The sequence below is a fragment of the Ruegeria sp. BG7 genome (genome assembly GCF_056535685.1).
In genome coordinates this window covers 869,312-895,266 of the sequence record NZ_JBQFIU010000001.1, presented here as the reverse complement: position 1 = coordinate 895,266, position 25,955 = coordinate 869,312, and the positions used below count along the sequence as shown (strand labels likewise).

28 protein-coding genes and 1 tRNA gene are annotated in these 25,955 nt (G+C 57.4%); 18 read left to right on the top strand and 11 right to left on the bottom strand.

Translation table 11 applies throughout. The features are described from left to right. Window positions 1-14 precede the first annotated feature (14 nt). The 3 genes from ACR3EH_RS04400 to ACR3EH_RS04390 are packed head-to-tail and all read left to right on the top strand — an operon-like array spanning window position 15 to window position 2,113. On the top strand, window positions 15-695 hold the full coding sequence (locus ACR3EH_RS04400) for a molecular chaperone DjiA (RefSeq protein ID WP_171092432.1): 681 nt from the start codon (window positions 15-17) through the stop codon (window positions 693-695). Window positions 696-699: 4 nt separating this feature from the next. Continuing rightward, on the top strand, window positions 700-1,701 hold the full coding sequence (locus tag ACR3EH_RS04395) for an endonuclease/exonuclease/phosphatase family protein (protein WP_171185061.1): 1,002 nt from the start codon (window positions 700-702) through the stop codon (window positions 1,699-1,701). Window positions 1,702-1,738: 37 nt separating this feature from the next. Continuing rightward, window positions 1,739-2,113 (top strand): hypothetical protein, encoded by a 375-nt coding sequence (locus ACR3EH_RS04390; protein ID WP_171092430.1) that lies wholly within the window; start codon window positions 1,739-1,741, stop codon window positions 2,111-2,113. A 7-nt stretch (window positions 2,114-2,120) separates the two neighbouring features. Here ACR3EH_RS04390 and ACR3EH_RS04385 read toward each other — a convergent pair whose 3' ends face one another. The 5 genes from ACR3EH_RS04385 to ACR3EH_RS04365 all read right to left on the bottom strand — a co-directional run bounded on the left by ACR3EH_RS04385 (window position 2,121) and on the right by ACR3EH_RS04365 (window position 7,906). Further along, a complete protein-coding gene (locus tag ACR3EH_RS04385; protein WP_171646628.1) occupies window positions 2,121-3,665 on the bottom strand; it encodes a Ppx/GppA family phosphatase in 1,545 nt (514 codons plus the stop codon). 49 nt (window positions 3,666-3,714) lie between these two features. After that, the gene (locus ACR3EH_RS04380; protein ID WP_171092427.1) at window positions 3,715-4,404 is read right to left on the bottom strand and encodes a P-loop NTPase family protein; all 690 of its coding nucleotides are present in this window, start codon (window positions 4,402-4,404) and stop codon (window positions 3,715-3,717) included. Beyond that, complete coding sequence (locus ACR3EH_RS04375) at window positions 4,405-5,478, bottom strand: AI-2E family transporter (RefSeq protein WP_171185058.1); 1,074 nt, start codon at window positions 5,476-5,478, stop codon at window positions 4,405-4,407. It abuts the gene before it with no gap. 89 nt (window positions 5,479-5,567) lie between these two features. Next, window positions 5,568-6,542 (bottom strand): isopenicillin N synthase family dioxygenase, encoded by a 975-nt coding sequence (locus ACR3EH_RS04370; RefSeq protein ID WP_171185056.1) that lies wholly within the window; start codon window positions 6,540-6,542, stop codon window positions 5,568-5,570. Then, on the bottom strand, window positions 6,542-7,906 hold the full coding sequence (locus tag ACR3EH_RS04365) for an FAD-dependent oxidoreductase (protein ID WP_171185054.1): 1,365 nt from the start codon (window positions 7,904-7,906) through the stop codon (window positions 6,542-6,544). Before ACR3EH_RS04365 ends, ACR3EH_RS04370 begins: the two co-directional genes overlap by 1 nt. Window positions 7,907-8,075: 169 nt before the next feature. On the opposite strand from ACR3EH_RS04365, the gene proS reads away from it, so the two are divergent. Next, complete coding sequence (gene proS / locus ACR3EH_RS04360) at window positions 8,076-9,416, top strand: proline--tRNA ligase (protein ID WP_171185053.1); 1,341 nt, start codon at window positions 8,076-8,078, stop codon at window positions 9,414-9,416. Between the two features lie 116 nt (window positions 9,417-9,532). Here proS and ACR3EH_RS04355 read toward each other — a convergent pair whose 3' ends face one another. Next, entirely contained in the window at window positions 9,533-9,892 is a 360-nt protein-coding gene (locus tag ACR3EH_RS04355) for a hypothetical protein (protein WP_171185051.1), read from the bottom strand. Between the two features lie 357 nt (window positions 9,893-10,249). Here ACR3EH_RS04355 and ACR3EH_RS04350 point away from each other — a divergent pair, with 357 nt between their 5' ends. Then, window positions 10,250-11,545, top strand: a complete 1,296-nt coding sequence (locus tag ACR3EH_RS04350) for a lipoprotein-releasing ABC transporter permease subunit (protein ID WP_171185049.1) — start codon at window positions 10,250-10,252, stop codon at window positions 11,543-11,545. Next, window positions 11,538-12,224, top strand: a complete 687-nt coding sequence (locus ACR3EH_RS04345; protein ID WP_171092414.1) for an ABC transporter ATP-binding protein — start codon at window positions 11,538-11,540, stop codon at window positions 12,222-12,224. Before ACR3EH_RS04350 ends, ACR3EH_RS04345 begins: the two co-directional genes overlap by 8 nt. Here the strand turns inward: ACR3EH_RS04345 and ACR3EH_RS04340 are convergent. After that, entirely contained in the window at window positions 12,208-12,645 is a 438-nt protein-coding gene (locus ACR3EH_RS04340) for a DMT family transporter (protein ID WP_171092412.1), read from the bottom strand. The genes ACR3EH_RS04345 and ACR3EH_RS04340 overlap by 17 nt on opposite strands. Before the next feature lie 93 nt (window positions 12,646-12,738). Here ACR3EH_RS04340 and ACR3EH_RS04335 point away from each other — a divergent pair, with 93 nt between their 5' ends. Further along, window positions 12,739-13,143: a c-type cytochrome gene (locus tag ACR3EH_RS04335; RefSeq protein ID WP_171092411.1), complete on the top strand. Its 405-nt coding sequence runs from the start codon at window positions 12,739-12,741 to the stop codon at window positions 13,141-13,143. Here ACR3EH_RS04335 and ACR3EH_RS04330 read toward each other — a convergent pair. After that, a complete protein-coding gene (locus ACR3EH_RS04330) occupies window positions 13,134-13,826 on the bottom strand; it encodes a hypothetical protein (RefSeq protein WP_171092409.1) in 693 nt (230 codons plus the stop codon). The two genes, ACR3EH_RS04335 and ACR3EH_RS04330, sit on opposite strands and share 10 nt — an antisense overlap. Window positions 13,827-13,868: 42 nt before the next feature. After that, window positions 13,869-14,531, bottom strand: a complete 663-nt coding sequence (locus ACR3EH_RS04325; protein ID WP_171185048.1) for a DNA-3-methyladenine glycosylase I — start codon at window positions 14,529-14,531, stop codon at window positions 13,869-13,871. 423 nt (window positions 14,532-14,954) lie between these two features. Between ACR3EH_RS04325 and ACR3EH_RS04320 the strand changes: the two genes are divergently transcribed. From ACR3EH_RS04320 to ACR3EH_RS04290, 7 genes are all read left to right on the top strand, one after another. Continuing rightward, complete coding sequence (locus ACR3EH_RS04320) at window positions 14,955-15,905, top strand: ABC transporter substrate-binding protein (RefSeq protein WP_171185046.1); 951 nt, start codon at window positions 14,955-14,957, stop codon at window positions 15,903-15,905. 8 nt (window positions 15,906-15,913) lie between these two features. After that, window positions 15,914-16,963 carry a quaternary amine ABC transporter ATP-binding protein gene (locus tag ACR3EH_RS04315; RefSeq protein ID WP_171185043.1) on the top strand — a complete coding sequence of 350 codons (1,050 nt, stop codon included), beginning with the start codon at window positions 15,914-15,916 and terminating at the stop codon, window positions 16,961-16,963. Beyond that, window positions 16,960-19,026 (top strand): ABC transporter permease, encoded by a 2,067-nt coding sequence (locus tag ACR3EH_RS04310; protein ID WP_171185041.1) that lies wholly within the window; start codon window positions 16,960-16,962, stop codon window positions 19,024-19,026. The genes ACR3EH_RS04315 and ACR3EH_RS04310 overlap by 4 nt, the downstream gene beginning before the upstream one ends. Before the next feature lie 105 nt (window positions 19,027-19,131). After that, the gene (locus tag ACR3EH_RS04305; RefSeq protein WP_171185039.1) at window positions 19,132-19,797 is read left to right on the top strand and encodes an NnrU family protein; all 666 of its coding nucleotides are present in this window, start codon (window positions 19,132-19,134) and stop codon (window positions 19,795-19,797) included. A gap of 69 nt (window positions 19,798-19,866) precedes the next feature. Next, window positions 19,867-20,388 (top strand): DUF2478 domain-containing protein, encoded by a 522-nt coding sequence (locus ACR3EH_RS04300; RefSeq protein WP_171185037.1) that lies wholly within the window; start codon window positions 19,867-19,869, stop codon window positions 20,386-20,388. Window positions 20,389-20,475: 87 nt separating this feature from the next. Beyond that, window positions 20,476-21,723 carry a D-arabinono-1,4-lactone oxidase gene (locus ACR3EH_RS04295; protein WP_171185036.1) on the top strand — a complete coding sequence of 416 codons (1,248 nt, stop codon included), beginning with the start codon at window positions 20,476-20,478 and terminating at the stop codon, window positions 21,721-21,723. Next, window positions 21,720-22,841: an alanine racemase gene (locus ACR3EH_RS04290; RefSeq protein WP_171646634.1), complete on the top strand. Its 1,122-nt coding sequence runs from the start codon at window positions 21,720-21,722 to the stop codon at window positions 22,839-22,841. Before ACR3EH_RS04295 ends, ACR3EH_RS04290 begins: the two co-directional genes overlap by 4 nt. A 35-nt stretch (window positions 22,842-22,876) precedes the next feature. Here the strand turns inward: ACR3EH_RS04290 and ACR3EH_RS04285 are convergent. Continuing rightward, window positions 22,877-22,960, bottom strand: a tRNA-Tyr gene (locus ACR3EH_RS04285). 116 nt (window positions 22,961-23,076) lie between these two features. Between ACR3EH_RS04285 and rlmB the strand changes: the two genes are divergently transcribed. From rlmB to ACR3EH_RS04265, 4 genes are all read left to right on the top strand, one after another. Continuing rightward, entirely contained in the window at window positions 23,077-23,847 is a 771-nt protein-coding gene (gene rlmB, locus ACR3EH_RS04280) for a 23S rRNA (guanosine(2251)-2'-O)-methyltransferase RlmB (protein WP_171185032.1), read from the top strand. 15 nt (window positions 23,848-23,862) lie between these two features. Beyond that, window positions 23,863-24,144 carry a hypothetical protein gene (locus ACR3EH_RS04275; protein WP_171185258.1) on the top strand — a complete coding sequence of 94 codons (282 nt, stop codon included), beginning with the start codon at window positions 23,863-23,865 and terminating at the stop codon, window positions 24,142-24,144. A gap of 98 nt (window positions 24,145-24,242) precedes the next feature. Continuing rightward, window positions 24,243-24,701 carry a YHS domain-containing (seleno)protein gene (locus tag ACR3EH_RS04270; protein WP_171092397.1) on the top strand — a complete coding sequence of 153 codons (459 nt, stop codon included), beginning with the start codon at window positions 24,243-24,245 and terminating at the stop codon, window positions 24,699-24,701. Window positions 24,702-24,897: 196 nt separating this feature from the next. Beyond that, window positions 24,898-25,368: a CoA-binding protein gene (locus tag ACR3EH_RS04265; RefSeq protein ID WP_171185030.1), complete on the top strand. Its 471-nt coding sequence runs from the start codon at window positions 24,898-24,900 to the stop codon at window positions 25,366-25,368. Here the strand turns inward: ACR3EH_RS04265 and ACR3EH_RS04260 are convergent. Continuing rightward, a complete protein-coding gene (locus ACR3EH_RS04260; RefSeq protein WP_171185028.1) occupies window positions 25,365-25,937 on the bottom strand; it encodes a hypothetical protein in 573 nt (190 codons plus the stop codon). The two genes, ACR3EH_RS04265 and ACR3EH_RS04260, sit on opposite strands and share 4 nt — an antisense overlap. Window positions 25,938-25,955: the final 18 nt, after the last annotated feature.

The following is a 25,955-nucleotide window of genomic DNA, read 5'->3' as shown; positions in this document are numbered from 1 at the left end:
GCTAGGGTACGGCCATGTCGATCTGGACCCGCATATCTGACGCGCTCAGCGCTCTTGCACAGGGCGAAAGCCTGACCGCTGTTTTTGAAAAGCTACGCTCGCCGCCTGAACGCTCGGTTGCGTTCACGATTGCCGTCATTGCGCTGGGCGCAAAAATGGCCAAAGCGGACGGGCAGGTGACGCGGGACGAGGTCACGGCCTTCCGCGACGTGTTCCAGATTGCGCGCGAGGATGAAGAAGGCGCTGCGCGGGTTTTCAATATGGCGCGCACGGATGTTGCCGGATACCAGGACTATGCCCGCAAGATCGCTCGGATGTTTTCCGAAGACAACACGACCCTCTGCGACCTGATGGAAGGGCTGTTCCACATCGCTATGGCAGACGGGTTTTACCATCCCAATGAAAACGAATTCCTGGAAGAGGTCAGTCGCATCTTTGGTCAGACCGACGCGCAGTTTCTGGCCTTGCGCGCGCGGTTTGTACCTGAGGCACCCAATGACCCTTACGTGGTGCTGGGCGTATCACGGGACATGCCGGTAACTGAGATCCGCAAAGTCTGGCGTCAACTGGTACGCGAGACTCATCCGGATGCGATGATGGCACGCGGTGTCCCGGAAGAAGCGATCCGGTTGGCTGAAAAAAAGATGATCGATATCAACCGCGCCTGGGATGAAATCAACGGCGCGGCGGCCTGAGAAGATGCGGCTGGCGACCTATAATATCGAATGGTTCGCCAATCTTTTCGACAAAAACGACGCCCTCATTGTCGATGAAAGCTGGTCGGGCAGGCACGACGTCACCAAGGCCCAGCAGGTCGAGGCAATTGCCAAGGTTCTGACCGCGATAGATGCTGATGCGGTTCTGATCGTTGAGGCACCGAACACCGGCAAACGCCAGAACACGGTACGCGCATTACAGGCCTTTGCCGAGGCATTCGATCTTCGCACTTCTGACGCGGTGATGGGTTTTGCCAATGACACACACCAGGAGTTGGCATTGTTGTATGACAGGTCAGTTCTGGACGTGCGCCACGACCCAAAAGGAGACGCCGACGACCTGTCCTCCCCTCGGTTCGATGGTGAATTCAAAATTGACCTGGATGTTGATGCGACTGAAGACATCGTCCGATTTTCCAAACCGCCAATGGAACTGGCTCTGACAACTCGTTCGGGCAAGGACGTCAGGTTGATCGGGGCGCATCTAAAGTCAAAAGCGCCGCATGGGGCAGATTCAAGGGATGAGGCGATCCGCATTTCGATTGCCAACCGCCGCAAGCAACTTGCGCAGGCGGTTTGGCTGGCCAGAAGGGTCGAGGCGCATTTGGCGCAGAATGAGTCTGTCGTTTTGCTAGGCGATCTGAATGACGGACCGGGTCTGGATGAGTTTGAACATCTGTTCGGACGGTCGTCGGTTGAGATTTTGTTGCAAGCGGGGCTGTATGACCCGCATGCGATCAGGGCGCATGAGTTCAGGCCGGGATCAGTGCCGTCCACTGCACGTTTCGCGCGCCCCGACGAAGGCCAGTTTCTTGAGGCGTTGCTGGACTACATCATGATCTCAGAGGATTTGCGGGCCTTTGATCCAGCCTGGCGCATATGGCACCCGTTTCGGGATGTTGCATGCTGGTCTGAACCAGAGTTGCGGCAAGCGCTGTTGGCAGCCTCGGACCATTTCCCAGTCACTCTGGATATTGATCTGTAGCCTTTGCAGCTTGCATCTGAAGGCTTATATCAACGTTATGAAACGGATTGTTTTGATCAGCGTCGTGTGGGCGTCTTTGGCGGTGCCAACACTGGCACAAGAAGACACGGGCAAATCCCTGATGGAGCAGGGGGCCGAGCTGTTTTTCGAAGGGCTGCGCAAGGAAATGGAACCGGCACTGGATGAATTGCTTGGGATGGCGGACGAGTTTGGGCCGGCCATGCAATCTTTCCTGCAAGAGATGGGCCCTGCGCTGGCGGAACTGGCGGCTGAGGTCAAGGATTGGAGCGCTTATGAAGTGCCGGAAATCCTGCCCAACGGCGACATTATCATCCGCAAAAAACCGATTGAAGACCTGCCCGAGCCTGAAGACAAGGATGAAGAGGTTCCCGAAGGCGCAACTGATATCTGAGACAATCTCAGTTCTTGATGATCACGCGCATTTCGGATTTCAGTGCGCTTGCCAGTGAATTCAAGCGCGCTTCGGCCACTTCGCTGAACAATGGTGCCGCAGCTTCGGGCAGATACAGCTCTAGCTCGCGTTTTTTGGGATAGAGTTTCAGTCGTCCCATATTGGCATCGTTGTGCATCCACAGCATCGCGCCAAATCGCATAGCTTTGCCCAGGATCTCGGCCTGTTTTTGGTCTTTCTCGTCCAGTAATTCATACAACGGGGCAAAACGGTTGCCTTCACGTTTGTTGCGATACCGATGCTGCAATGCTAGCCCGATAAAAACACGCTCGGAATGCTTCAGGCCACCAAGATTTGCGCGAGTGACATAGTCGAAACATGCTTCGGCCCGGTAATCCGGGTGGGCCCGCCAAGTGACGTCGTGCAACAGGCAGGCCGCCTTGATCAGGCGTACCCGGCTGGGCGGTGCTGACCGGAACAAGGGCATTACAAAATCATAAAGGTGGCGACCAAAGCCGGGCAGGCGCGCATCTTTGGCTTCGGAAAAACGACTGGCCTCGATCAAAGGGTCGCGGTCGCGCAGTTCCTGTGACATCTGTTCGTAAAGCAGGCCTTCGCGGATGCCATAGCTTGAAATCGCGATATCCTTGGGCTTGAACGTTCGGATCAGCCGCGCCAGCACGTCCATCGCATAGGGAATCAATGACATGCGCGAGCTTGAGACCCCAGCTTGGCTGCGCAGCTTGTCGGGATCGTTCTTTTCGATGAACTTGATCGTTTCACGCACCTGTTTGGTGGTCATGCGGTATTCGTGCAGCACGTTCAGCGGATAGCCCCGCCGCAGCATGTCCAACCGCGCAAAGGCGCGCCAACTGCCACCGACCAGAAACAGACGGTCCCGCTGCGGGCCCATCTGATCGCGCAGTTCCTCCATTGTTGACTTGATATGCCCCTTGCGCGCCCGTCGCCCGCCCTTGATGTCGCGTAGCTTCAGCGGCCCGAGGGCTGAGGTCACACGGCGGCCGACCTGACCGTCGCCGATTTCGGCCAATTCCATGGACGAGCCGCCAATATCGCAGATCAGGCCATACGCACCGGGCCAACCCAGCAACACGCCTTGCGCTGACAGGCGGGCCTCTTCAGCGCCGTCGATCACGGCCACATGCAGCCCGGTTTCCGCTTTGACCTGCGCGCAGAAATCCGGGCCGTCTTCGGCCTCTCGCACTGCGGCTGTGGCCACCACGTGCAGCCCGGGCAGATCCAAATCCATTGCCAGATGCTGGAACCTGCGCAGTGCCGCCAGCGCGCGGTCGCGCCCACGCGGGTTCAAACTCCCTGTCTCGGACAGGCCCGCGCCCAGTTCGCACATCACCTTTTCGTTGTAGAAATATGCGGGTGATCGGGCCGCCCCGTCGAAGATGACCATTCGAACCGAGTTCGACCCAACATCGACCACCCCGACCCGTGACAGAGCCCGCGTGCCAGGGTCGTCGAACAATGGTTTTCCGAATGGTCCCCAGTCCGGGATGTCGGTTTCGACGGTCTGATCCATGTGTCTTCCAGATAGTGCAGTCAGAGGATGCGAAATTGGAGCTTGCGGGTCAATCACCCGTCTCGATCTCATCCGGGCTCGTGTTTAAAACCCGCACGGCCAATGCGCGGGTGATGTCACGTTTTTCCGTCAATGCCAGGTGGTCCAGCTGTTTGACAACATTTGCGGCGGTTTCAAACCGGCGGTCCATATGCTTGACGAGATAAGCAATGACCTCGGGGCCGGGATTCAACTGACGGTCCACAAACAGCTTGGCCAGCACTGCGCCCAGCAGCGCATCGTCGGGCGGATCCAACGCGACGTGGTGGGCCCCTTCAACCCGGCTTTGCAGATCTGCCAGCGGCATTTCCCAGAACTTCGGCGCAAGCCTGCCGGTCATCAACAGGGCGTGCCCCTCGGCCAGAACCAGATTGTGCAGGTGAAACAGCGTTTTCTGCTGTTCCAGATCACCGGCAACCATCGGCACGTCTTCGACCGCAATCGGCTTTCGCGCCAGTTCTGGTACATCGTCATAGCGCAATTCAGACGCTTGAATGATGCGACCGCCGGTTTCAGCGGCCCAGACATGCGCCAGGTGGGTTTTGCCGGCGCCAGCAGGGCCGCTCAGCACCAGTTTGTTTCCGGGCCAGGATGTGGCCGAGATCATGGCTACGGCCAAAGCATTGGCAGGCGAGACAAAGAAGTCCTCGCGCCCAAGCGCAGTTTTGGCGGGCAGATCAAAGCTGAGTTGTCGGGCCATTTACTCGGTTTCCTGATCCTGGCTTTCAAGACCGGTGTACAGGCGGCTGTCCAGATAGAGCGAGGTTCCAAACCGAGCCAAAACGCCAAGGGCCGCTGCGACCGGAACGGCAACCAACATCCCGACAAAGCCAAAGAGCGCGCCAAAGACCGACAGCGCTAGCAACAGCCAAACCGGGTGAAGCCCAACGGAGTTTCCGACCAGTTTGGGTGTCAGAAAATTGCCCTCGGTCACTTGCCCAATGGCAAAAATACCCGCGATCAGGCCGATATGAGCCCAGTCGCCCCAGAACTGGAACAGTGCCAGTCCGATGGCCAGCGTGCCACCGATCAAAGCACCCAGATAGGGAATGAACGTGACCAACCCCGCAATGAAACCCACGATCAGGCCGAATTGCAGACCCGCGAGCATCAGAGCTACCGCATAATACGTGCCAAGGATCAGACAGACAGTACCCATCCCGCGTACGAAAGAGGCCAGAACGGCATCAATCTCGCTCGCTAACCGTTTGATGGTTGGCGCGTGATCGCGCGGCAGCAACTCTCCAATCCGGGCGATCATGCGATCCCAGTCCAACAGAAGGTAGACTGCAACAACCGGCACGATCACCAGAAGAACCACGATGTTGATGGCAGACCCCAGCGAGGTCAGCACCGTTTGCAAAACGTCCCCGGTTTTAGACTTGAGCGTTTCGCCAAAAGACACGAGCATCTGGTGCGTGCTGGATTCCCGGTCCAACAGGGATGGGAACTGTTTTTCTACGAAACCACGCAATTGCTTGAACAGCTCAGGCATCACGTCCACAAGATCCAGCAACTGGGTGATCAGGGCTGGCACGACCATCAGGATAGCCAACACAAACCCCAGAATGCCAACAACGGTAATGATTGCTGTGGCCGCCATGCGTGACAGGCCAAGCCGTTCAAGCCGATCAGCGACGGGATCAAGGAAATAGGCGATGGCCCCGCCGATCACAAACGGCAGCAGGACATCTCCTAAAGCCCAGAGGATCAATACAAAAACAAAAGCGACGACGCCCCAGTATCTCATCTGATCCTTAACCGGCAATGCCATCGCGATCCCCTTTTGCAGGTCTTTGATGGTGTTCTTGGCGTATCAAGGCGAGTGATGCAAGCGCTTCATTTGGCCTGAAATTGCAGCCTTTAGTCCTGAAGTGTCCCCAGTTCCGGCGTATTGTCGTCTGCGGTCTCATCGGGCCAGTTGGTGCGCCAGATTTCTGCGGACCAATGCCCGCAATGAACAGCAGGGCGGTCGAAAACAGGCAGCGCAGCCAACAATGGTTCGACGATGACGTCGTGGCGGGGGACGGCGAAGTAGGGGAAAGAATACCGCTCTTTGCCTGACCGGTTAACCACCCGGTGCGGCGTGGATTTCAACCGGCCGCCTGACCAAAGCTCTAGCATGTCGCCGATATTGACGACAAACCCGCCCGGCGGGCAGTTTGGTGTGATCCATCCCCCAGTGCGCGTCTGTACTTCAAGTCCGCCCACCGGATCTGGAGCGATAATGGTCAGAGCGTCCGTGTCCTTGTGGGGATGGATGCCATAGCCCGCCTCGCCCTCAGCCTGCGGCGGATAGTGTAGCAGGGTCATGTTGGTCATCGGGTCCTGGAACGCACTGCGCAGCGTGTTTGGCTTCAGGTTCAGACCTGTCTCTAACGCCCCAAGCAAAAGATCGGCGACCCGATCCAGTTGGCTCCAGTAACCTAGAATGATCTCTTTGGCGCCGGGTACTTCGTCCGGCCACAGATTCGGCCCGTACAAAGAACAGACCGAGCGTATCGGGGCATTTGCCGCGACTTCGTGATGCAGCTTGTAGCCTTCGTATTTGTCCGCGTTGCCCGAGCCATCGTTGGGTGTGAAGAACCCCATGGGGATATACCCGCGATAGTTTTCGCGGGTAATGGCCTGATCCCATTTACGCGACTCATCGATGGCAAAAATCTCTCTGGTCGTCTGTCTGACTTGATCAACAGTTTCCTGAGCCACGCCTGTTCCGGTGATGGACAGGAACCCGATCCCGGTACAAGCCTCAAGGATGTGCTGCACCGTAGCTTCGTATGCATCGGTTTTTGGATCGGTCAAAGGCGAGATGTCGATTGTTGGAATGCTGTCCATCAGTGAATCCTGACCCCTTGGCGTTCCAGTTCCGTGTGAACAGGTGCCAAGTTCAACTGGTCCAGGTCCTGATTGCTTTTCAATGACAGCGCTGCCGCAATGCCTGCACCCTGACCCATAACGGCACAACAGGCCATGTTGCGCGTGGCGGCATGCGCTACTCGACCTGCACCATGCGACCGGCCTGCAACGAGCAACCCCTTGATACCCTTTGGCAGCATCGACCGGTAGGGAACCTGCATGTACCGTCCCGTGGTAGGCAGGATCAGAATGCCATAACCGTCAATGAATTCGGGATAGATGCCAATGGTATCTTCAAACCGACCCTGATGGCGGGCATCGTTTTCGGTCATGTTATACACCGCGTCGATCTTGCGCGTGTCGCGGATGCCAATGGTCATACCGAAGTTTCGAAGCCGCGCGTTTTCACAGCCCGGCATGAACCGGCGCAAAGCGTCAATAGCCAGCATCGACTGGCGGCGGCCCTCGATCTCGCCGCGTGTCAGGCTGTCGGGGTCGGTGCCGTCGATTTCGGCCAAGTGGATGAGGTTCATATACGTCAGCTCACCGGTGTCATGCATTGCGCCCCAGGTGCCTGCGATGGTGTTCAGATGCGGCGGGATCAGCCCTTCATCTATGGCTTGCTGAAATGGCTTGTGAACAAAGGGCGAGAACATGTCGTCTTCCTTGCCGCTAGTCTCGATATTCCACTCACCGCCGCCGCCCCAGTCCTTGTAGGTCTGCGGGTCGGCCTTCACGCCCTCCATGAACGCGCGTTTATCGACGCCAGCCAGATGGAACATGACCGAGGCGGCCATCATGTCTTCACGCGGGGTCTTGTGGGTCGGTGCGCCTGCGCGGTGCGCCACATCCGCGTCGCCGGTGGCGTCGATTACCACTTTGGTCAGGATCGCCTCGCGCCCGGCTTTGGATTCGGTGATGATGCCGGTGATCCGGTCGCCCTCCATGATAGGGGCGACAAACTGACGGTGCAGCATTGGATGCACGCCTGCCTCTTCGACCAGCTTGTCGGCGACCAGTTTGAACCCTTCGCTGTCCAGCTCATAACTCAGCGACTGGCTTTCGGGGACAGCCGCGCCCATGTCTTTGGCACGGGTTTCGAATTCCATGCCGATACCGCCGGCCTCGACCGTCTGTTCATGGCGATACCAGGCAAACCCCTCGACGCCCACAGCAGTGATGTTGCCGCCCATGCAACCAAAGCGGTCGACCAGAGATACTTCGGCCCCGGCCCGCGCCGCTGCCAGCGCTGCGGCCAGCCCTGCGGGACCAGAGCCAACAACCAACACGTCGGTCTGATGGATGACAGGGATTTGGCGGGCGGGTTCCAGAATTGTTTGCATCGGCGCCTCTTGAGTTTCGCAATTCTGTTACAATTGAAGCTCTCGATTGGCGGGTCAATCAAAAAACCGACTGACGCGAAGTCGCAAAACTGCCAATGTTCGATTGCCCCCGGCGGGGCTTTGGAATAATCACCTGTGCAGTCGAATTCTTACCTTTGAAGGTCCATCCATGCGCCTGAGCCGTTACTTTCTGCCCGTTCTCAAGGAAAACCCGTCTGAGGCCCAGATCGTCAGCCATAGGCTGATGCTGCGCGCGGGTATGATCAAGCAGGCCGCCGCCGGTATTTATTCGTGGCTGCCGCTGGGCTTCAAAGTGCTGCGCAAGCTGGAAAACATCGTGCACGAGGAACAGGCGCGTGCGGGCCACATCGCGATCCAGATGCCGATCCTGCAATCGGCCGACCTGTGGCGCGAATCCGGCCGTTATGATGATTACGGTCAGGAAATGCTGCGCATGCAGGACCGTCACGGTCGCGACATGCTGTATACGCCCACCGCTGAGGAACTGGTGACAGATATCTTTCGCGGTCACGTCAACAGCTATAAAGACTTGCCGCTGACGCTGTATCAGATCCAGTGGAAATTCCGCGACGAAATCCGCCCGCGTTTCGGCGTGATGCGCGGGCGCGAGTTCTACATGAAGGACGGCTACAATTTCGACCTGACCAAGGAAGACGCGCTGCACGCCTATAACCGCCATCTGGTCAGCTATCTGCGCACTTACGAACGCATGGGCCTGCAGGCCATTCCGATGCGCGCCGATTCAGGCCCGATCGGCGGCGATGACACGCATGAGTTCCTTGTGTTGGCCGATACCGGCGAATCCGAGGTCTTTTATGACAGCGCAGTCACTGACCTGACTTTTGGCGACCGCCAGATCGACTATGACAACCGCGAACAGTGCCAGGCTATTCTGGAAGAGTTCACCTCGAAATACGCGCGTACGGACGAGACGCATGATGAGGCATTGTTCAACCAAATCCCCGAGGAACGCCGTCGCGTGGCCCGAGGTATTGAGGTTGGTCAGATCTTTTACTTCGGCACCAAGTACTCTGAAGCGATGGGCGCAACGGTTCAGGGTCCTGACGGAAAATCCGTCCCTGTTCATATGGGCAGCCATGGTATCGGCGTCAGCCGCCTGATCGGCGCGATCATCGAGGCCAGTCATGACGACAAAGGCATCATCTGGCCCGAGGGCGTAACACCGTTCCACTGCGGAATTGTGAACCTGAAGCAGGGTGATGAAGAAGCAGATGCGGCCTGCGACAAGATCTATTCGGCGTTGACCGCCTTGTGTCTGGAGCCGCTGTATGATGATCGCAACGAACGGGCAGGGGGCAAGTTTGCAACCATGGACCTGATTGGTCTGCCCTGGCGCATTACCGTGGGACCGCGCGGCCTGAAGAACGGTGTGGTTGAACTGACCTGTCGCCGTACAGGCGAAAGCGAGGAGCTGAGCCCGGAAGCGGCAGTCACCAAGGTTGCAGAAATCTATGAGAAGATCGCCTGATCGCAATCTTCAGGTGCACAATTAACAGTCACCGTGAACTCGTTAGAACAAACTAGGCGGCCAGCATTCTGATCTGGCCGTCAACCGCGGCCAACTCAGGTGGCCTGGCTTTGCTCTCAGTCCTGGTCTGCCGTCGGGCGCTCTGCCAGAACGTCGCCATTGGCACCGTCACCGCGCGCGACCACAATCGGTCGGCCCAGACGGCTTACCAGTTCGCGAAACTCGAGACCCAGAAACCGCAGCCCGCAAACGCGTGCGTCGGTCGTCCGATCCGTGATGCACAAACGCCCCTGACGGAACGCCAGCCGGTATCCTTTTTCCTTGAGGATATCAGCCAGATTGCTCCAGCTTGCTGCGCTGACAAAGATCGGCCGAATGGCCGCGCGCAGCAGTGCCGCTGTCTCACAATCCAGTTCTGTTGATGCCTTGCGGGTTGGAATTGCGCCCACGCCATTGTTAGAGATTTGAAAATTCATTGAGCGACCCCCGCTCTTTAAATGTGTTCCCCCATAGTTAGGGTGACAAAGTTTCTGAAAATAATCAAAAAGAGTAATAAAATTTCGCCCTCATTGTTGCCTTTTCGATTCACAGACTCACAAAGTGCGATGATTAACTTCATAACTGAAACAATATCACCTTGTCTGTGAAGGGCTTCACAACTCACGGTGTAGCGCCGCGTTTTGAAGTCGTCCGTTTGGCTGCGACTTGTAAGCGGTGACCCGAATCACTGCTACGCATTCAGGCCGAGGAACCAAGTCTTGGTGACTACCGGCTTGACCATCGGGTGAAATGCCGAAACTGTCGCCGCAAACAAGAAACACCCCGGAGCAGGCATGGCCAACACACCCCCGCCCTTTGCCCCTTTTGAATGGAAGATTGCATGGCGTTACCTGAGGGCCCGCAGGGCCGAAGGTGGTGTCAGCGTCATGACGTGGATTTCATTGATCGGGATCACCCTCGCGGTGTTTGCGCTGATCGCGACATTGTCGGTCCGGTCGGGTTTCCGTTCGGAATTTGTGGGCACCATTCTGGGAGCAAACGCACATGTGACGGTTTATTCTTCCGGTGAGATCGACGCGCAGGGCCGGGTCGACCGAACAATGGCCGATTACGAGGACCGCTCGGCCCGGATCGCGCAGGTGCCCGGTGTTGAAAGAACAGCACCTTTGGTCAAAGGACAGGTGTTGATCACCAACCGCGACCGCAGCAGCGGGGTTGAGGTGTTTGGCATCCGACCTGACGATCTGCGCGACCTGCCAGGTATCGCGCAGGCAGAACAGTCTGCAGGAAATCTGACTGAGTTTCAAAGCGGTGAAGATGTCATTGCCATTGGATCCGGCGTCGCGCGTAGCATCGGTGCCACCGTGGGGGATGTTGTAAAACTGACCTCGCCCAATGGTGTCAAAACAGCCTTTGGCACCTCGCCGCGTGTGAACGCGTATCGCGTCGTTTATGTGTTCTCGGCAGGTCGTTATGATATCGACCGCACCCGCGTGTATATGCCGTTCTCGCAGGCGCAAAGTTTTTTCAACCGTGAAGGTGTGGCGGATGAGATTGAGGTGATGGTGGAAAAGCCAGAAGAACTGGGCCCGATCCTGATCTCGATTCTCGAAGCCTCTGGCGTACGCAGCCAGATATGGACTTGGCAGGATGCGTCGGGAGGCTTTCTGCGAGCGCTGGAAGTTGAAGACAACGTGATGTTCATTATCTTGTCGATCCTTGTCCTGATCGCTGCGATGAATATCGTTTCGGGCTTGATCATGCTGGTCAAAAACAAGGGGCGCGATATTGGCATCCTGCGCACCATTGGACTTAGCGAAGGGTCGGTGCTGCGGGTCTTTTTTATCTGTGGGGCGTTCACCGGCCTGATTGGAACGGCGATGGGAGTCATTTTGGGATGCCTCTTTGCGATCTATATCGATCCGATCTTTTCCTTCGTGAATTATGTGATGGGCGGCGGCGTCTGGGATCCGTCGATCCGCGGCATCTATGCTTTACCGGCCGAGCTGCACCTGAGCGACGTGCTCAAAGCCATAGGCCTGTCGCTTGGTCTGTCTTTCATCGTCACCTATTTTCCAGCGCGTCGTGCGGCGCGTCTGAACCCGGTTGAGGCGTTGCGCTATGAATGATGTCACATTGCGCCTGAATGGCCTGACCAAAACCTACCTCAAGGGTACGCCGGGTGAAGTACAGGTTCTGCGCGGTGTCGATCTGGACCTGCGCGCGGGTGAGGCCGTGGCGATGGTGGCTCCGTCCGGTGCGGGTAAATCTACGCTTCTGCACATTGCAGGACTGTTGGATATGCCCGACGACGGAACCGTTGAAATCGGAGGGCAGAACGTAAGCGGAAAGGGCGACCGAACCAGAACCGCGCTGCGCCGACAAGATGTCGGGTTTGTTTATCAGTTCCACCACTTGCTGCCCGAGTTTACAGCGCTCGAAAACATCACCCTGCCGCAGCTGGCGAACGGTATTTCCGAAAAAGCCGCGCAAAAGCGGGCCATGGATCTTCTGGACCGGGTGGGCGTTGCCCCGCGCGCCAGCCACCGCCCAGCCGCACTGTCGGGTGGTGAGCAACAGCGCGTGGCTTTTTGCCGGGCGCTGGCCAACAAGCCGCGGGTTTTGCTGGCGGATGAACCGACCGGAAATCTCGACCCCGAAACCTCGGATCAGGTGTTTGATGCGCTGATGGCACTGGTCCGGGACGAGGGGTTGTCGGCCTTGATTGCGACGCACAACCTTGAACTGGCGGCGCGTATGGATCGGACGGTTAGACTTGAGGCTGGGGTGCTCAGGCCAGTTGAGTGATTGCAACACCAACGGCCATCACGGCAATACCCCCGGCTCGCATCCATGTCAGCGGCGTGATCTGAGCTCCAAACAGGCCGAAATGGTCAATGGCCGCTGTGCTGATCAATTGGCCCAGCAAAACAAAGAACACTGCGTTGCCCACTCCGAAATGCGGGGCGACGTGGGTGATTGACAGAACGTAGAACGCGATCAGCACGCCTGCCAGCAGCAGGTGTTTCGGGGCCTCAGCGACCTTGGATAGCGCTTCGAACCCCGGGAACAGCAGCATCACAAGCGCTGACGCGGCAAAAGCGATTGCGAACAGGATCACGGCGGCAGTGGTCGGCGATCCGATCAGCTTGCCCAAGGCTGCGTTCAAAGCGGCCAGAATTGGCACTCCGATCCCGGCTGCCAACATTATGGCTGCGTATTGTGTCATGTCCTGCATCCTCTCGCCTGCGTTGATCTGGATCATTGCGCCAAGGTGTCCACCGGGCAACCCTGCAAATGTCTATCGTGGCAGGAGGATACGATGTTCAAAGCAAAACTTGGTGTGCTGGTTTTATCAACTTCGCTCGCCACCTCTCAGGCGGTTTTTGCGCAAGACGCCAAGATCGGTGAGGAGCTTTACATGCACTATTGTGCAACCTGCCACGGGATCGATGCGACCGGGCAGGGGCCGATGGCCAGCGTGCTGGTTGTGCAGCCGAGTGACCTGACCAGCTTGTCTGGCGAAGGCGGCGTATTCCCAACCGCACGTGTGGTTGCCCGAATCGATGGGCGTGACCCGTTGGTCAGCCACGGCAGCCCGATGCCGGTTTATGGTCCGTATTTCGACGGGCAAGACACGTCCATGAAAACACCGCAGGGCCAGCCGATCCTGACAAGTCAGCCTATTGTGGATCTGGTTGCCTATCTGGAAACGCTTCAGGACTGACTGCAAATTCCGTCCACTTCTGCCTCGCTCCATGGCAAAAGAACCGCTCGTTCACGCCCTTTTTCCGGCAAAGGGGACAGGTCGAAATGTGCACCCAACATAGTGTGGAGCCTCGCTGTGCGCTCGGCCTGAGGGTCCAGCGCACGGCAACACACGTATTCCTCGACAATCGCGCCCTGTTGTTCGAAGCCATAGGACAAAAAGTCAGGTGAGGTATCCAGATCGAACAGATACGGATCCCGTCTTCCACCGTGTTCTGCCGCTGCTCGCAGAGGGTGATAGCCGGTGGTTGCGCGATTCTGCCATTGCCATACATGGGTCAATTCATGAGCCAGTAACATCGCGGCGATCAGGTTCATCTGATCGGGAAAGTCGGTCATGTAATCTTCCAGATACCAGTCGCGTGCAAAATAGACCTTGTTGAACAGGGCGACGGCTGCGGGTTTGCCAGTAACAAACCCCGCTTCGACAGGCGGCAAAATAAGTTCACGGCAGGCCAAACGTGGGCGTTCTTCCCGGAAATACGTGACCGGTGCGACTGGGGCACCTTCGACCAATCGCACATTATCCAAATTCAGTGTGTCGCCTTGAATGCTCTCTGCAAACACGCGCTCTGGTTCTGTCAGCGGACGCCCGCAGGACGATAGAAATAAGAGAGAAACTAGAAAAACGCGCAGAACCATATGAAGAATCCTAGTCTGCTGCGCCCGTTCAGCAAACCGTTTTCAAACGCTCATAGCCAGAACCCGGCTGATTTCCGTCAAGGATCGCCCGGATTGATCCATCCAAGTGTTAAAGGCTTGCTGGACAGCCACCATCGCCTTTTTGGACGTGGCAGGTTTGTCGATCACGCCTTCGGCAATCAGCCGGGCGGTAACGTCCTGGGACAGAATGAAACTGTCGCGCCCAATGAACCGCATAGCATATTGCGCCGACGCCCCGCCCAGACGCGAGCCGCGCTTGGCCAACATTGCCAGCAAGCTGATATAGTCTTCCGAAGGCCAGCCACCCAGCACTTTGCCTGCGCCGCCTTCTTCACGCAATTCCATAAGAAAAACGGCGTTGTCACGCACCGTCGAAATCTTGGTGCCGTTGCGCACGATTCGCGTATCCTGCAACAACGCATCGAATTTTTCGTCATTCATAAAGGCACATCGTCCCACATCAAAACCGTCAAACGCGGCTTCGAAGCCATCCCATTTGTTTTCGATGACCTTCCAGTTGAACCCAGCCTGAAAGATGCATTTTGTAATGATGGCCAGCCAACGATCTTCTGGCAGGGCTACCAGTTCATCCTGGGTTTTGGGTTTGTACAGCATAGCTTGCAACGCATCTGGCCCGCCATGTCGTTCGGCAGCAATTTCGAAGATTTCGTCAAATGCGCGCATTTACCCAGCCTCAGATATCACCTCTTGAGTGTTTGCCTTTTGTTCCATCTTTGCAATCAAAAAATAAAGCCGCCAGTTCATGACTATTTAGCGACCAATTTTTTGGATGGAAAAGAAAAAGTACGCTTTTTTCAAAGAAATACTCGACAAACAGTCGAAAGTTGGTTTCTGATTGACTCGTCAGTCAATGTCCGGCGCCACAGACCGTGGGACTACGACGGGCCGGGTTGAGTGCGGTCGTCGCGCTCGGGGGGGGGCGAAAGTGATTTGGCAGAGGAGCACTTTCTGTCTTTCATAGTCGCGACACTTTCCTTTTCCGGCAAAATTTGTGCATGTTGCGACATGGTATTGTCATCGACCAAATATACCGGCGGGATAACCCTCGCCGGGGTGGGCAAAACAAAAAAGACAGGGAGAAAGTCCATGAAAAAACTTAGTGTAAGCCTAATGGCTCTGAGCGTCGCGGGCGCGGTGCAAGCTGCGGATATGGGCGCCGTGGACGAGCCGATCAAACTGGCGATCAACGAATGGACCGGCCAGCACGTGACCACTCATGTGGCAGGTGAGATGCTCAAGGCTGCAGGATATAACGTCGAATACGTGACGGCGGGCATGATGAACCAATTCCAGGCTCTGGCTGATGGTGACATCGACGCGACGTTGGAAATCTGGTCGTCCAACGTGTCGGACGAGTACGCCAAGAAGGTTGACGAAGGAACCGTTGTTGAAATCGGCGATCTGGGCCTGGATGCCAAGGAAGGCATAGCATACCCCGCGCATGTCGCTGATCTGTGCCCGGGCCTGCCCGCATGGGAAGCGTTGAAAGATTGCGCGCAGGTATTTGCTACGGCAGAAACTCTGCCCGGTGGTCGCCTGGTCGATTATCCGGCCGATTGGGGCACACCCGGCGCTGACCGTATGACCGGGCTTGAGTTGCCGTTCAAAGCTGTGCCGGCGGGGTCCGAGGGTGCCCTGATCGCCGAGCTGCGCGCCTCGACCGAGCGTAAATCGCCACTGCTGATCACGTTCTGGCAGCCGCATTGGGCGATGTCGGCCTATGACGTTCAGTTCGTTGAGCTGCCTGCGGGCGAAGAGGCGTGCTTTAACGATCCGGCATGGGGGCCGAACCCCAATGCGGTCAACGATTGCGACTTCTCGCCGTCCCGCATCTTCAAAGCCAGCTGGAGCGGCATGGAAGACAAATGGCCCGCCGCTTATGAAATCCTGTCCAACTACCAACTGGCGGTCGAAGACCAGCAGCCAATGATGGGCGCGATCGACGTTGACGGTGGTTCGGTTGAAGAAGTTGTTGCCGCTTGGATGTCTGAGAACGAAGGCAAGTGGCGTCCGGTTGTTGACGCAGCGACGCAGTGAGCACGTAAGTGACTGATACGACGACGCCAGCCATTGCCTGCCAGAGTCTCTGGCAAGTCTTTGGCCCCGGCGCTGACAAGGCCCTGACCGACGCGCTGTCTCGGTCAGGGAATGACGCTGACAAAGCCGCCTCTGATCTGCGGGAAAACGGGTTCATCCCGGCGGTGCAGGATGCCAATTTCGAGGTCAAAGAAGGCGAGTTGTTCGTCATCATGGGCCTGTCGGGCTCGGGCAAATCCACTTTGATCCGTTGTATCTCGCAACTGTTGCCCGGCACGGGTGGCGAGATTCGGGTGGACGGTGAAAATGTTATCGGAGCCTCAAAGAAGGCGCTGACCGAGTTGCGCCGAAAGAAGCTGGGCATGGTGTTCCAGCACTTTGGCCTGTTCCCGCACATGACTGTTGCCGAAAACGTGGCTTATCCGCTGCGCGTGCAGGGCGTGAGCAAAAAGGAGCGTCTGGCAAGAGCGCAAGAAGTCATCTCACTTGTTGGACTTGAAGGTCGCGAAGACAGTTTCCCCCGCCAGCTTTCCGGGGGTCAGCGTCAGCGTGTGGGTATAGCGCGGTCGTTGGCCGTGAACCCCGATATCTGGTTTCTGGATGAGCCGTTTTCGGCCCTTGACCCCTTGATCCGTCGCCAGTTGCAGGACGAGTTTCTGCGCATTCAGGCGACATTGAAGAAGTCTATCGTCTTCATCACCCACGATATTCAAGAGGCGCTGAAACTCGCTGACCGCATCGCGATCATGCGCGACGGCAAGATCGTTCAGATCGGTACCCCAACTGATATCGTGCTGCGACCGGTTGACGATTATGTGCGCGAGTTTTCCAAGGATGTGGCCAAGGGTCAGCACGCCAAGGTCGCTTCGGTCATGCGGAGCGAGGCGGAATGTGGCCCAGACGATCCCGGCCTGACCACTTCGATGACGCTGGATGCCGCTCTTGCGCATTGCATGGAACTGTACGAGCCCGTGCCGGTGCGGGATGCCAAAGGCAATGTCGTTGGCACGGTACATCCCTCGGATCTGGCCGCCGCATTGCAGGTGGACGAAGCATGACCGCTGTCACTGATCTTCCGACGCAACGCAGCGCGCAGGTGACAGCGGGCGCGAAAGCCGCGCTGATCACGGTCACCGTCGGTGCGGTTTGCCTTGCGCTTGAGGGCATCGCCCCGTGGCTGGTCAAATGGCCTGCAGCATGGGAACTGCCTGCAACCCAATGGGTCGGGGCATTTCTTGACTGGTTTCTCAACCTGATCAAACCAGCGATGCGGCTGTTCTCGGACATGATGACCTATCCAATGAACTGGGCGAATTTCGTGTTAGGCAATACGCCATGGCCCATTCTGATCGGTATTGTGACCGCGTTGGGGTGGTATCTGGGCGGCTTACCCATGGCCGCGTTGGGTTTTCTGGGGCTTAGTTTCGTTCTGGCGTCGGGGTATTGGGCTGAGAGTATGAATACGCTGGCCCTTGTTGCCGTGTCGGTCCCGGTGGCACTTATTTTGGGGGGTGGTATCGGCATCCTTGCCAATGAAGTGCCGAAGGTTAAAACCTTTGTTCAAGCCGTTCTGGATGTGATGCAGACGGTGCCGACTTTTGCGTATCTGACACCGCTTTTGCTGCTGTTCGGCTTTGGGCCTGTTGTTGGCCTGATCGCCTCGGCCATCTACGCTGCGCCGCCTATGGCGCGCAATGTGATGTTGGGGTTGGAGCGGGTCGAGCCCGAGATCAAAGAAGCCGCCATCATGTCTGGTGGCACCCGGTTCCAGCAATTGTTTCAGGTCGAAATCCCTGCTGCCACAACGCAGATCATGGTCGGTGTGAACCAATGTCTAATGGCCGCTCTGTCGATGGTCATCATTGCCGCCGTTATCGGAGGTTTCAACGATATCGGGTGGGAGGTTCTGCTGACCATGCGCAAGGCCCAGTTCGGTGAATCGCTGATGGCTGGTCTGGTCATCGTGGTCTTTGCCGTGGTGATCGACCGGATGAGCGGCACGCTGGCAACCGAGCGCAAACGCTATGACAGCCGCGTTGTCTGGGCGATGCTGGGCTTTGCAGTTGTCTTCACGGCCGCCTTCTGGGCGCGGCTGCCGAACCCGTCCGAGCTGACCCTACTGGACCCAATGGCCGAAGCTGTGGACAGCGGCCTGACGGAGTTTACGCAAAACAACGGCCCGTGGCTTGATGCGCTTAAGAACAACTCGCTGTTCTATGTGCTGCTGCCGTTGCGGATCGGGCTGGATCAGGCAGTTCTGCCTTTCACCTGGGGCTTTCAGTGGACAGCGGGCATGAGCTATGGCCTGTTCGCCGTAGGTGCCGTGATTGTGCTTTTGATGGCGTGGCGCGGGCGGCTAACGGGTGGGCTGATTGTTCTGATCCTGATTGGCATGCTGGAAACAGGCATTGCCAACCTGCCTTGGCCCTTTGTGCTGACTGGCGCAGCTGCTTTGGGCTGGGTCGCAGGTGGGTGGCGTCTTGCGGCGCTTTGCGTGGGGCTTCTTTGCACCATTCTCGTTTCGGGTCTTTGGGAAAGGGCGCTTCTGTCGCTCTACCTCAGTGGTGCGGCAGTGTTTTCCTGCGCAGTCGTCGGCGGTCTGATCGGCCTTGCCAGCGCTGTTTGGGAGCCGGTTTGGAAAGTGGTTCGCCCGATCTGCGATATGTTGCAGACGATTCCATTGTTTGTGTTCCTGATCCCCGTGCTGATGGTGTTCCAGATCGGCGAATTTTCAGCGTTCCTCGCAATTTGTGCCTACGCGATTGTCCCGATGATCCGTTACACACGGCACGGGCTGGTCAACACGCCAGAGGAAATGATGGAGGCCGCAATCTCCAGCGGCGCGACCGAGTGGCAGATCATGCGAGACGTTCGTGCGCCTTATGCTGCACCGACCATACTGCTGGGGCTGAACCAGACCATCCTTTATGCCTTTGCGATGCTGGTCATCGCGGCATTGATCGGGACCACTGGCTTGGGGCAGTCGATCTATCTGGCGCTGGGTCAGGCGGATGTCGGGCTGGGGATCTCAGCCGGGGCTGCGATGGCGATTCTGGCACTGATCGCAGACCGCATCGTGCAGGGCTTTGCCGAAGAACGCCGCGCGGCACTTGGCCTTTAATACGGGGCAGGGGCGGCATGCCCGCCCCCGCGCAAAACTTGATTTCGGACAAGGAACCCACCGCCATCCTGATCTAGACCGGTCACAATACGTTCGGAGATCACCATGACCGGTTGGGTTCTATTCCTTGCAGCGCTTGTCACCTTTCTTCTCAGCCATGCGATTCCCGTGCGGCCTGCCGTGCGCGGGTGGTTAATCGGTACGCTGGGACATCGCGGGTATTTTACAGGATACTCGATCCTGTCACTCGCCGTGCTGGCCTGGCTGATCGTCGCGGCGGCGAACGCCCCTTATGTTGAGGTCATCCCACCGTTTGCCGTCTTGCGTTGGGTGCCTGTCCTTATCATGCCGGTTGTCTGCTGGCTGGCCCTTGCGGGGATCATCATTCAGAACCCGTTCTCTTTTGGCGGGCTGGGTGATCGCCCTTTTGATCCAGAGCAGCCCGGTATCCTGCGCACCACCCGCCATCCGATCCTTGCCGCGTTGATGCTGTGGGCATTGGCCCACTTGCTGGCCAATGGCAGCCTGTCGCATGTCATCCTGTTTGGCCTGTTTGCCGGTTTCGCGGCCATGGGTATGGCCTTGATCGACCGCCGCAAACATAGCGAAATGGGCATGGAATGGATCCGTTTGTCGCGAAACACTGCGCGCTTTTCACTCCGCGCGCCGCGTCCTTGGCCGCGCCCCTGGGTGTGGCTGTCCGCACTGGCCGCTTATGCGGTTCTACTTCACCTGCACGCACCTGTGATCGGCCTGTCTCCGCTTCCGTAGCTGGGGGAGTGGTCGGATGTACCTGAGCGTGCTATTTGAAATGTCGCAATGAAAAACAAGAGGTCCAAGATGAATCTGGCCTATGTCACAACCACCGATCGCGGTGCCACTGATCGCCTGTTAAGCGCTGTTGCAGAACACCTGCTGGCTTCGGGTGCGAAACTTGCGGGCGTTGTTCAGACCAACACAGAATGCGCGGACAGCAGCAAATGCGATATGGATGTGCGCGTGCTGCCCGAAGGAGAGACCATCCGCATTTCGCAATCGCTGGGAACACAGTCGCGCGGTTGCCGTCTGGATCCGGCGGCGCTGGAGCAGGCGGTGGGCTATGTAACGTCGTCGCTGGCTGACGCGCCACAGCTGTTGATCATCAACAAGTTCGGCAAGCACGAGGCCGATGGCCGCGGGTTTCGCCCGGTGATCGCTGAAGCACTGGCACAGGACATCCCGGTACTGGTCGGTGTGAACGGTCTGAACAGTGAGAAGTTTCAGGACTTCACAGGTGGTGATGCGGAACAGCTGGACTCGGACCTGAGCGCAATCGTCGCTTGGTTCGAGCGCGTAAACGCGCAGCAGGCCACCGCGGCCTAAACCAAGTCACGTCACGTAACACGCTGAATCCCTGCCTTGTTTCGCTGACTTCGGGCTGCAATCCTCGCAATACGGAGGATGAGCTGAATGTGGTCAAACTGGGCAGGAAACGAAAACACAAATACTGCGGTCATGCGTCCGACAACACTGGATGCGTTGCAACGCGCTGTAATGTCGCCTCAGACCCTGAGGGTCGTTGGCGCTGGCCACTCTTTCACACCTATTGTGGCAGGGGCCGAGCGTATTCTGGACCTGTCGCAGCTTGAGGCCCCAACAATCGGTGCGGCTGAGGACGGGCAGGTCTGGGTGAACGCCAACGCACGCCTGCGCGATCTGTCCCCTGCTTTGGCTGACCGAGGGCTGGCTTTTCGCAATCTTGGCGACATCAATACTCAATCGCTGGCTGGGGCGGTTTCGACCGCGACCCATGGCACAGGACGTGAACTGCCCTGTCTTGCCGCAGAAATCACGGATGCGCGCTTTGTCGGTGCAAGCGGTGAGGCCTTAACCTCGGCCGATATTCCTTTGGACATGGCACAAGTAACGCTTGGGTTGCTGGGTGTTCTGACCGAAGCTCGCATAAATGTTGTGCCCAAATACAATCTGCGCCGTCAGGTCACGCTGACCGATTTGCCGGAGTGTCTGGCGAACATGCACAGGAACTGGGCTGAGAACCGCAACTTCGAATTTTTCTACATTCCTTTCACTGGCAAGGCCGTCGAACTTCGCCATTCAGTGGTCGACGCGCCCGAAACCAAGGCCCCGCGTGATCTGGATATGCTGGCGGTCAAGGTTCTGAAACTTGCCCGAAACGCAGGGCGGTTCAGCGGTGGTTTGCGCTCAGCGTTGCTTAGACTTTTGACGATGGCGCAATCCGATGAGGATTATGTAGGCGAAAGCTGGCGGGTTCTGTGCAGTGACCGCCATATTCGCTTTAAAGAGATGGAGTATCACCTGCCCCCTGAGGTCGCCAGCGATGTGTTGGCTGAGGTGTTCCGCCGTCTCGAACGGGACCACAGGGACATCTATTTCCCCATTGAGGTACGACAGACCGCAGGCGACACTGCGTGCCTTTCGCCGTTTCAGAGCGGCCCGCGTATCTCTGTTGCTATTCACACGGATGCGGATGAGGACCACAGTCGCTACTTCAACGCGCTGGAACCGCTTTTTGTCGAGGCCGGAGGTCGCCCGCATTGGGGCAAGATGCACAGCCTGACATACCGGGAACTATCCGGCCTTTACCCCGATTTCGACCGCTTCTGCGCCTTGCGTGAACAGCTTGATCCGCAGGGCAAGTTCCTGACACCTGCCTTGGCGACGCTGTTTCAGCCATGAACGACCCGTATGTCGCCCGTCTGTCGCAATCGCTGCGAATCTATGGTGTGGATCATCCGGTCATCGCAATTGACCTGAACCGGCTCGAGTCCAATTGCGCGACGGCGAGGGCCGGTGTTGATACCGGGCTTGAGAAACGCTTGGTTGCTAAATCTTTGCCCTGCTTGCCGCTTTTGGATCAAATCCGGAGTCTGATCCCAACCTCGGGGCTTATGACGTTCTCAGAACCAATGTTGACCGCCTTGTTGCAAGCCGAAGGTGGCACCGATCACCTGATTGGCAAGCCTTTGCCCGTTGGCTCTGCAGCGCGTGTGCTTCAGGCAAACCCCGATGCCGCAGATCGGGTGCAGTGGCTGATCGACACCCCCGAACGCTTGCAGGACTATCTGACGCTTGCGGACCAGACCGGCTTGTCTTTGCGTTTGTCGCTTGAATTGGACATTGGGTTGCATCGCGGTGGCCTGAGCGCGGATCAGGTTGCCAGTGTAGTAAAAACGATTGTCGCACACCCATTGGCGCGGTTGAGCGGCGTGATGGGATATGAGGCGCATCTGGCAAAGCTGCCTTCTTTACTCAGGCCCCAAGCCGAGCGGCGCTGCGCCGAAGCCTATCGCCAAGCCGTTGCAGCTCTGCCCTACAGCGGCGCAGGGCTGTGCCTAAATACAGGTGGCAGCCTGACCTTTCAGGCTTATGGCGCAACCGGTTCCGCAACGGAGGTCGCCTTTGGTTCGGTTCTCGTCAAGCCTTCGGATTTCGACCATCCTTCGACAGCGGCTTTTCAACCTGCAGCTTTTATCGCGACGCCAATACTCAAGACCATGCCCGGCAATGCTTTGCCCGGGTTAGAGTTCCTACCGCGACACAAGACGGATGTTGCCGTGTTTGGCGGGCATTTTCTTGCGCAACCGGTTTATCCAGAAGGATTTTCCTATTCCTCAATCTTCGGCCGATCCAGCAATCAGGAGGTCTGGACAGGCCCGGCGTCTAGTATTGTGCAACCTGGTGACATTGCCTTGCTACGCCCGACGCAAAGCGAAGCGGTGTTGAACCAATTTGGCAAGGTTTTGGCTGTACGGGATGGTGCGGTTGTACAGGAATGGGAAACCCTGCCGAATTAACAGCAGGTTGCAATGAATCACACATCTTTGGAAGATGGTGGGCGACCCTGGAATCGAACCAGGCGTGCGTCTCCGCGAGGGAGTTACAGTCCCCTGCCACACCTTGCGGCCTGTCGCCCACTGTCAGGCGTTGCACCTGACGTGGAGGCGTGATTACTAGCGCACCAAAGGAGCGTCAACAGGAAAATTCCGCTTTGACGCAGGAAACCGAATTCTCGGCCCGGAGGCCCCTAAAATGAAGAAACCCAAATGGGTCGTCGAAAAGGAACAGGCGCGCAAAGCTGCTGCCGCCGAAACCGTCTGGCTGTTTGGTTTGCACGCGGTGCGGGATGCTTTGATGAACACAAATCGTCAGAAATTGCGCCTGATCGTGACCCGAAACGCGCGGGACAAGCTGGCGGAAGCTATTGATTTTGCAGGGATCGAGGCCGAGATGGTTGATCCACGCAAATTTTCTGCGCCCATCGATGCGGGATCGGTTCACCAGGGTGCGGCACTTGAGGTCAAGCCGTTGGATTGGGGCGGTCTGGCAGAAAACTGTATCGGTCGGGAAAACCCGCGCGTCATCCTGCTGGATCGCGTGACCGATCCGCATAACGTCGGGGCGATTCTGCGTTCAGCCGAAGTTCTGGGGGCCAGCGCCGTGATTGGTACGCGCCATCACTCTGCACCTGAAACGGGCGCGCTGGCCAAAACCGCCAGCGGCGCACTTGAGCGTCAACCTTATCTGCGGGTACGCAATCTTGCGGATGCGATCATCGAACTTCAGGGCATGGGCTTTCTGGTCCTTGGGCTGGACGGCGAAGCCGAAGTGACGATCGAAGGCGCGCTGGGCGAGGGGCGTGATCGCCCAGTGGCCCTTGTGCTTGGCGCGGAAGGCCCAGGCTTGCGGCAAAAAACCAAAGAGACCGTGGATCAGTTGGTGAAAATTGACGCAGCAGGTGGGTTTGGGTCGCTGAACGTCTCAAACGCGACGGCAATCGCCTTATATGCATCTCGTCCCTGAGCAAAGGAGAGCGTTATTTCCGGCCCATCCAAAATCGCCACCTGCTGTTATTGCGGGACCCGTGCGGCCCTAGTCCTGAAAGGAAAAGAGCGGCATGAGCTTAGTTGTTCAAGCTGCGGTGCGCCGCTGCATGATTTGAAGATGTTGCCAAAGCGCAAGGCTGAGAAGACCAAACCGGCGCGACCTGCTGTGTCTCATGTGGTGCCTCCAAAAGCGAAACGCAAAAAGAAGAAAAAGAGCATGTTCTCGCGCGTGTTCGACGAGGCTTGGGATGTGATTGAGGATATTTTCGACTGATCTCCCTGGCGTTGAAACTCGATCACATCCTTGTCAACAGGGCTTCCGTTGCCCGTGAAAACTTGCATCTTGATACTCTCAAGAACGCAGATTCTGACATGACGATGCTGATCCGACGTACCATCCTTGGCGCGCTGAGTGCCCTTTTCCTTTCTTCTGTCGCGTTTGCGCAGGATAAACCCGTCTATTTCGCCACCGAAGGCGTGGCCTTGGCCGGGTATGACCCCGTGACCTATTTCGAAGGCGCGACGCCTGTAATGGGTGCCCCGGAAAACGCGGTGATGTGGAAAGGGGCAAAGTGGCACTTTTCGTCAGCCGAAAACCGCGAGCGTTTTGAAAGCAACCCGCGCGCTTTTGCTCCGCAGTTTGGTGGATATTGTTCTTACGCGATGGCCAAAGGCGTCCTGAAAAGCACGGATCCCAACGCATGGCAGGTTGTCGATGGTCGACTGTACCTGACGCATTCACCGCAGATCGAAGTGATGTGGCGGCAAGACAGGGCCGAGTACATTGAAATGGCAGAAGAAAACTGGCCGGTGATCTTGTATCAGAAATAGGCGAGAATCAGCTAATTGTGAAAAGTCATCACAAAAATGCGCGCCCCCTCTTTTTTTTAACCAACTCATGCCTAAATGTCACAGTGACCGCGGAACGGAACTGCCGCGGGTCATTTCACTGTCCCTCGTTCCAACAACTGGCGCCCAAGGTTTCTTGGGCGCTTTTTTCTTTTGGGAACCCTGTTAAGGATAGGGTATGTCAGACTATTCCGATCAGCACCTCAAGAACATTCTGCAACGGACCAAGACGGTTGCCGTTGTTGGGGTGTCAATGAACCCTGTGCGGCCCAGCTTTTACGTGGCGCGCTATCTTTCGCTGAAAGGGTTCGATGTGATCCCCGTCAATCCGGGACACGCGGGCAAGGAACTGTTTGGCCAGACGGTGCGTGGCAGTTTGTCAGAGATATCCGGGCCAGTGGACATGGTCGACATTTTCCGGCGGTCCGAAGCTGTACCGCCGATCGTTGACGAAGCATTGGCGGCCTTCCCTTCCCTCAGCACGATCTGGATGCAAATCGGTGTCGAACACCCCGAAGCAGCCGCCCTCGCCGAAGCCCGTGGTGTGGAGGTGGTGATGAACCGCTGTCCCAAGATCGAATATCAGCGCCTGTTTGGCGAACTGCGTATGGGCGGGTTTTCGACTGGGATTATCTCGTCCAAGCTTTAGGGCGTTGTGGGCTGATAGGGTTTCAACCCGGCCACCTGTTCCTGCCGCCGTTTCTCTAGCACCACGTCGCGCGGCACCCACTCGTATCGGGTGTCCTCGACCAGTGGAGACCAGAACAAAACTCCACCATAGCGCCACGGATCCAGCACAACACCGTCATACAGCGATTCCCCCTTGCGGCTGATGATTGCCGTGCTGTGGTCGATCCTAAACGGATTGTCGGCATTCGCGATCGCGCGGTGCATCTCCAACGTTTGAAAGTTTTCCTGTTTCAGGCGGCGCTCAATGTCTTCGGCCCAGTGCCAGCATAAGCCGCGCGGGCGTAGTCCCTTGTTGACTTTTGTATTGTGGATCAATGGCGGATCGGTGATCTGGTATTCATCGACAAGTTGCGCGGTGTAGGCATAAGCGACTTGCGCCGCGCGTTGGGCTTCGTCGGGATCTACATCGGGACCCAAGCTTTGGATTTGAGTTGCCAGCCGTTGGACCTCATCCCCGGTCGAGGTTGGTGGCGCAGAGCAGGCCGAAGCAATGGCAAGCGTTGCCAAAAGCATAAAAACTCGGATCATGTCGCGCCCTCGGCCTGC

Excerpts from the sequence above, each read along its gene's own strand:
- ACR3EH_RS04400 (WP_171092432.1), top strand. The coding sequence starts at position 15 with ATGTCGATCTGGACCCGCATATCTGACGCGCTCAGCGCTCTTGCACAG.
- ACR3EH_RS04395 (WP_171185061.1), top strand. The coding sequence starts at position 700 with ATGCGGCTGGCGACCTATAATATCGAATGGTTCGCCAATCTTTTCGAC.
- ACR3EH_RS04390 (WP_171092430.1), top strand. The coding sequence starts at position 1,739 with ATGAAACGGATTGTTTTGATCAGCGTCGTGTGGGCGTCTTTGGCGGTG.
- ACR3EH_RS04385 (WP_171646628.1), bottom strand. The coding sequence starts at position 3,665 with ATGGATCAGACCGTCGAAACCGACATCCCGGACTGGGGACCATTCGGA.
- ACR3EH_RS04380 (WP_171092427.1), bottom strand. The coding sequence starts at position 4,404 with ATGGCCCGACAACTCAGCTTTGATCTGCCCGCCAAAACTGCGCTTGGG.
- ACR3EH_RS04375 (WP_171185058.1), bottom strand. The coding sequence starts at position 5,478 with ATGGCATTGCCGGTTAAGGATCAGATGAGATACTGGGGCGTCGTCGCT.
- ACR3EH_RS04370 (WP_171185056.1), bottom strand. The coding sequence starts at position 6,542 with ATGGACAGCATTCCAACAATCGACATCTCGCCTTTGACCGATCCAAAA.
- ACR3EH_RS04365 (WP_171185054.1), bottom strand. The coding sequence starts at position 7,906 with ATGCAAACAATTCTGGAACCCGCCCGCCAAATCCCTGTCATCCATCAG.
- proS (WP_171185053.1), top strand. The coding sequence starts at position 8,076 with ATGCGCCTGAGCCGTTACTTTCTGCCCGTTCTCAAGGAAAACCCGTCT.
- ACR3EH_RS04355 (WP_171185051.1), bottom strand. The coding sequence starts at position 9,892 with ATGAATTTTCAAATCTCTAACAATGGCGTGGGCGCAATTCCAACCCGC.
- ACR3EH_RS04350 (WP_171185049.1), top strand. The coding sequence starts at position 10,250 with ATGGCCAACACACCCCCGCCCTTTGCCCCTTTTGAATGGAAGATTGCA.
- ACR3EH_RS04345 (WP_171092414.1), top strand. The coding sequence starts at position 11,538 with ATGAATGATGTCACATTGCGCCTGAATGGCCTGACCAAAACCTACCTC.
- ACR3EH_RS04340 (WP_171092412.1), bottom strand. The coding sequence starts at position 12,645 with ATGACACAATACGCAGCCATAATGTTGGCAGCCGGGATCGGAGTGCCA.
- ACR3EH_RS04335 (WP_171092411.1), top strand. The coding sequence starts at position 12,739 with ATGTTCAAAGCAAAACTTGGTGTGCTGGTTTTATCAACTTCGCTCGCC.
- ACR3EH_RS04330 (WP_171092409.1), bottom strand. The coding sequence starts at position 13,826 with ATGGTTCTGCGCGTTTTTCTAGTTTCTCTCTTATTTCTATCGTCCTGC.
- ACR3EH_RS04325 (WP_171185048.1), bottom strand. The coding sequence starts at position 14,531 with ATGCGCGCATTTGACGAAATCTTCGAAATTGCTGCCGAACGACATGGC.
- ACR3EH_RS04320 (WP_171185046.1), top strand. The coding sequence starts at position 14,955 with ATGAAAAAACTTAGTGTAAGCCTAATGGCTCTGAGCGTCGCGGGCGCG.
- ACR3EH_RS04310 (WP_171185041.1), top strand. The coding sequence starts at position 16,960 with ATGACCGCTGTCACTGATCTTCCGACGCAACGCAGCGCGCAGGTGACA.
- ACR3EH_RS04305 (WP_171185039.1), top strand. The coding sequence starts at position 19,132 with ATGACCGGTTGGGTTCTATTCCTTGCAGCGCTTGTCACCTTTCTTCTC.
- ACR3EH_RS04300 (WP_171185037.1), top strand. The coding sequence starts at position 19,867 with ATGAATCTGGCCTATGTCACAACCACCGATCGCGGTGCCACTGATCGC.
- ACR3EH_RS04295 (WP_171185036.1), top strand. The coding sequence starts at position 20,476 with ATGTGGTCAAACTGGGCAGGAAACGAAAACACAAATACTGCGGTCATG.
- ACR3EH_RS04290 (WP_171646634.1), top strand. The coding sequence starts at position 21,720 with ATGAACGACCCGTATGTCGCCCGTCTGTCGCAATCGCTGCGAATCTAT.
- rlmB (WP_171185032.1), top strand. The coding sequence starts at position 23,077 with ATGAAGAAACCCAAATGGGTCGTCGAAAAGGAACAGGCGCGCAAAGCT.
- ACR3EH_RS04270 (WP_171092397.1), top strand. The coding sequence starts at position 24,243 with ATGACGATGCTGATCCGACGTACCATCCTTGGCGCGCTGAGTGCCCTT.
- ACR3EH_RS04265 (WP_171185030.1), top strand. The coding sequence starts at position 24,898 with ATGTCAGACTATTCCGATCAGCACCTCAAGAACATTCTGCAACGGACC.
- ACR3EH_RS04260 (WP_171185028.1), bottom strand. The coding sequence starts at position 25,937 with ATGATCCGAGTTTTTATGCTTTTGGCAACGCTTGCCATTGCTTCGGCC.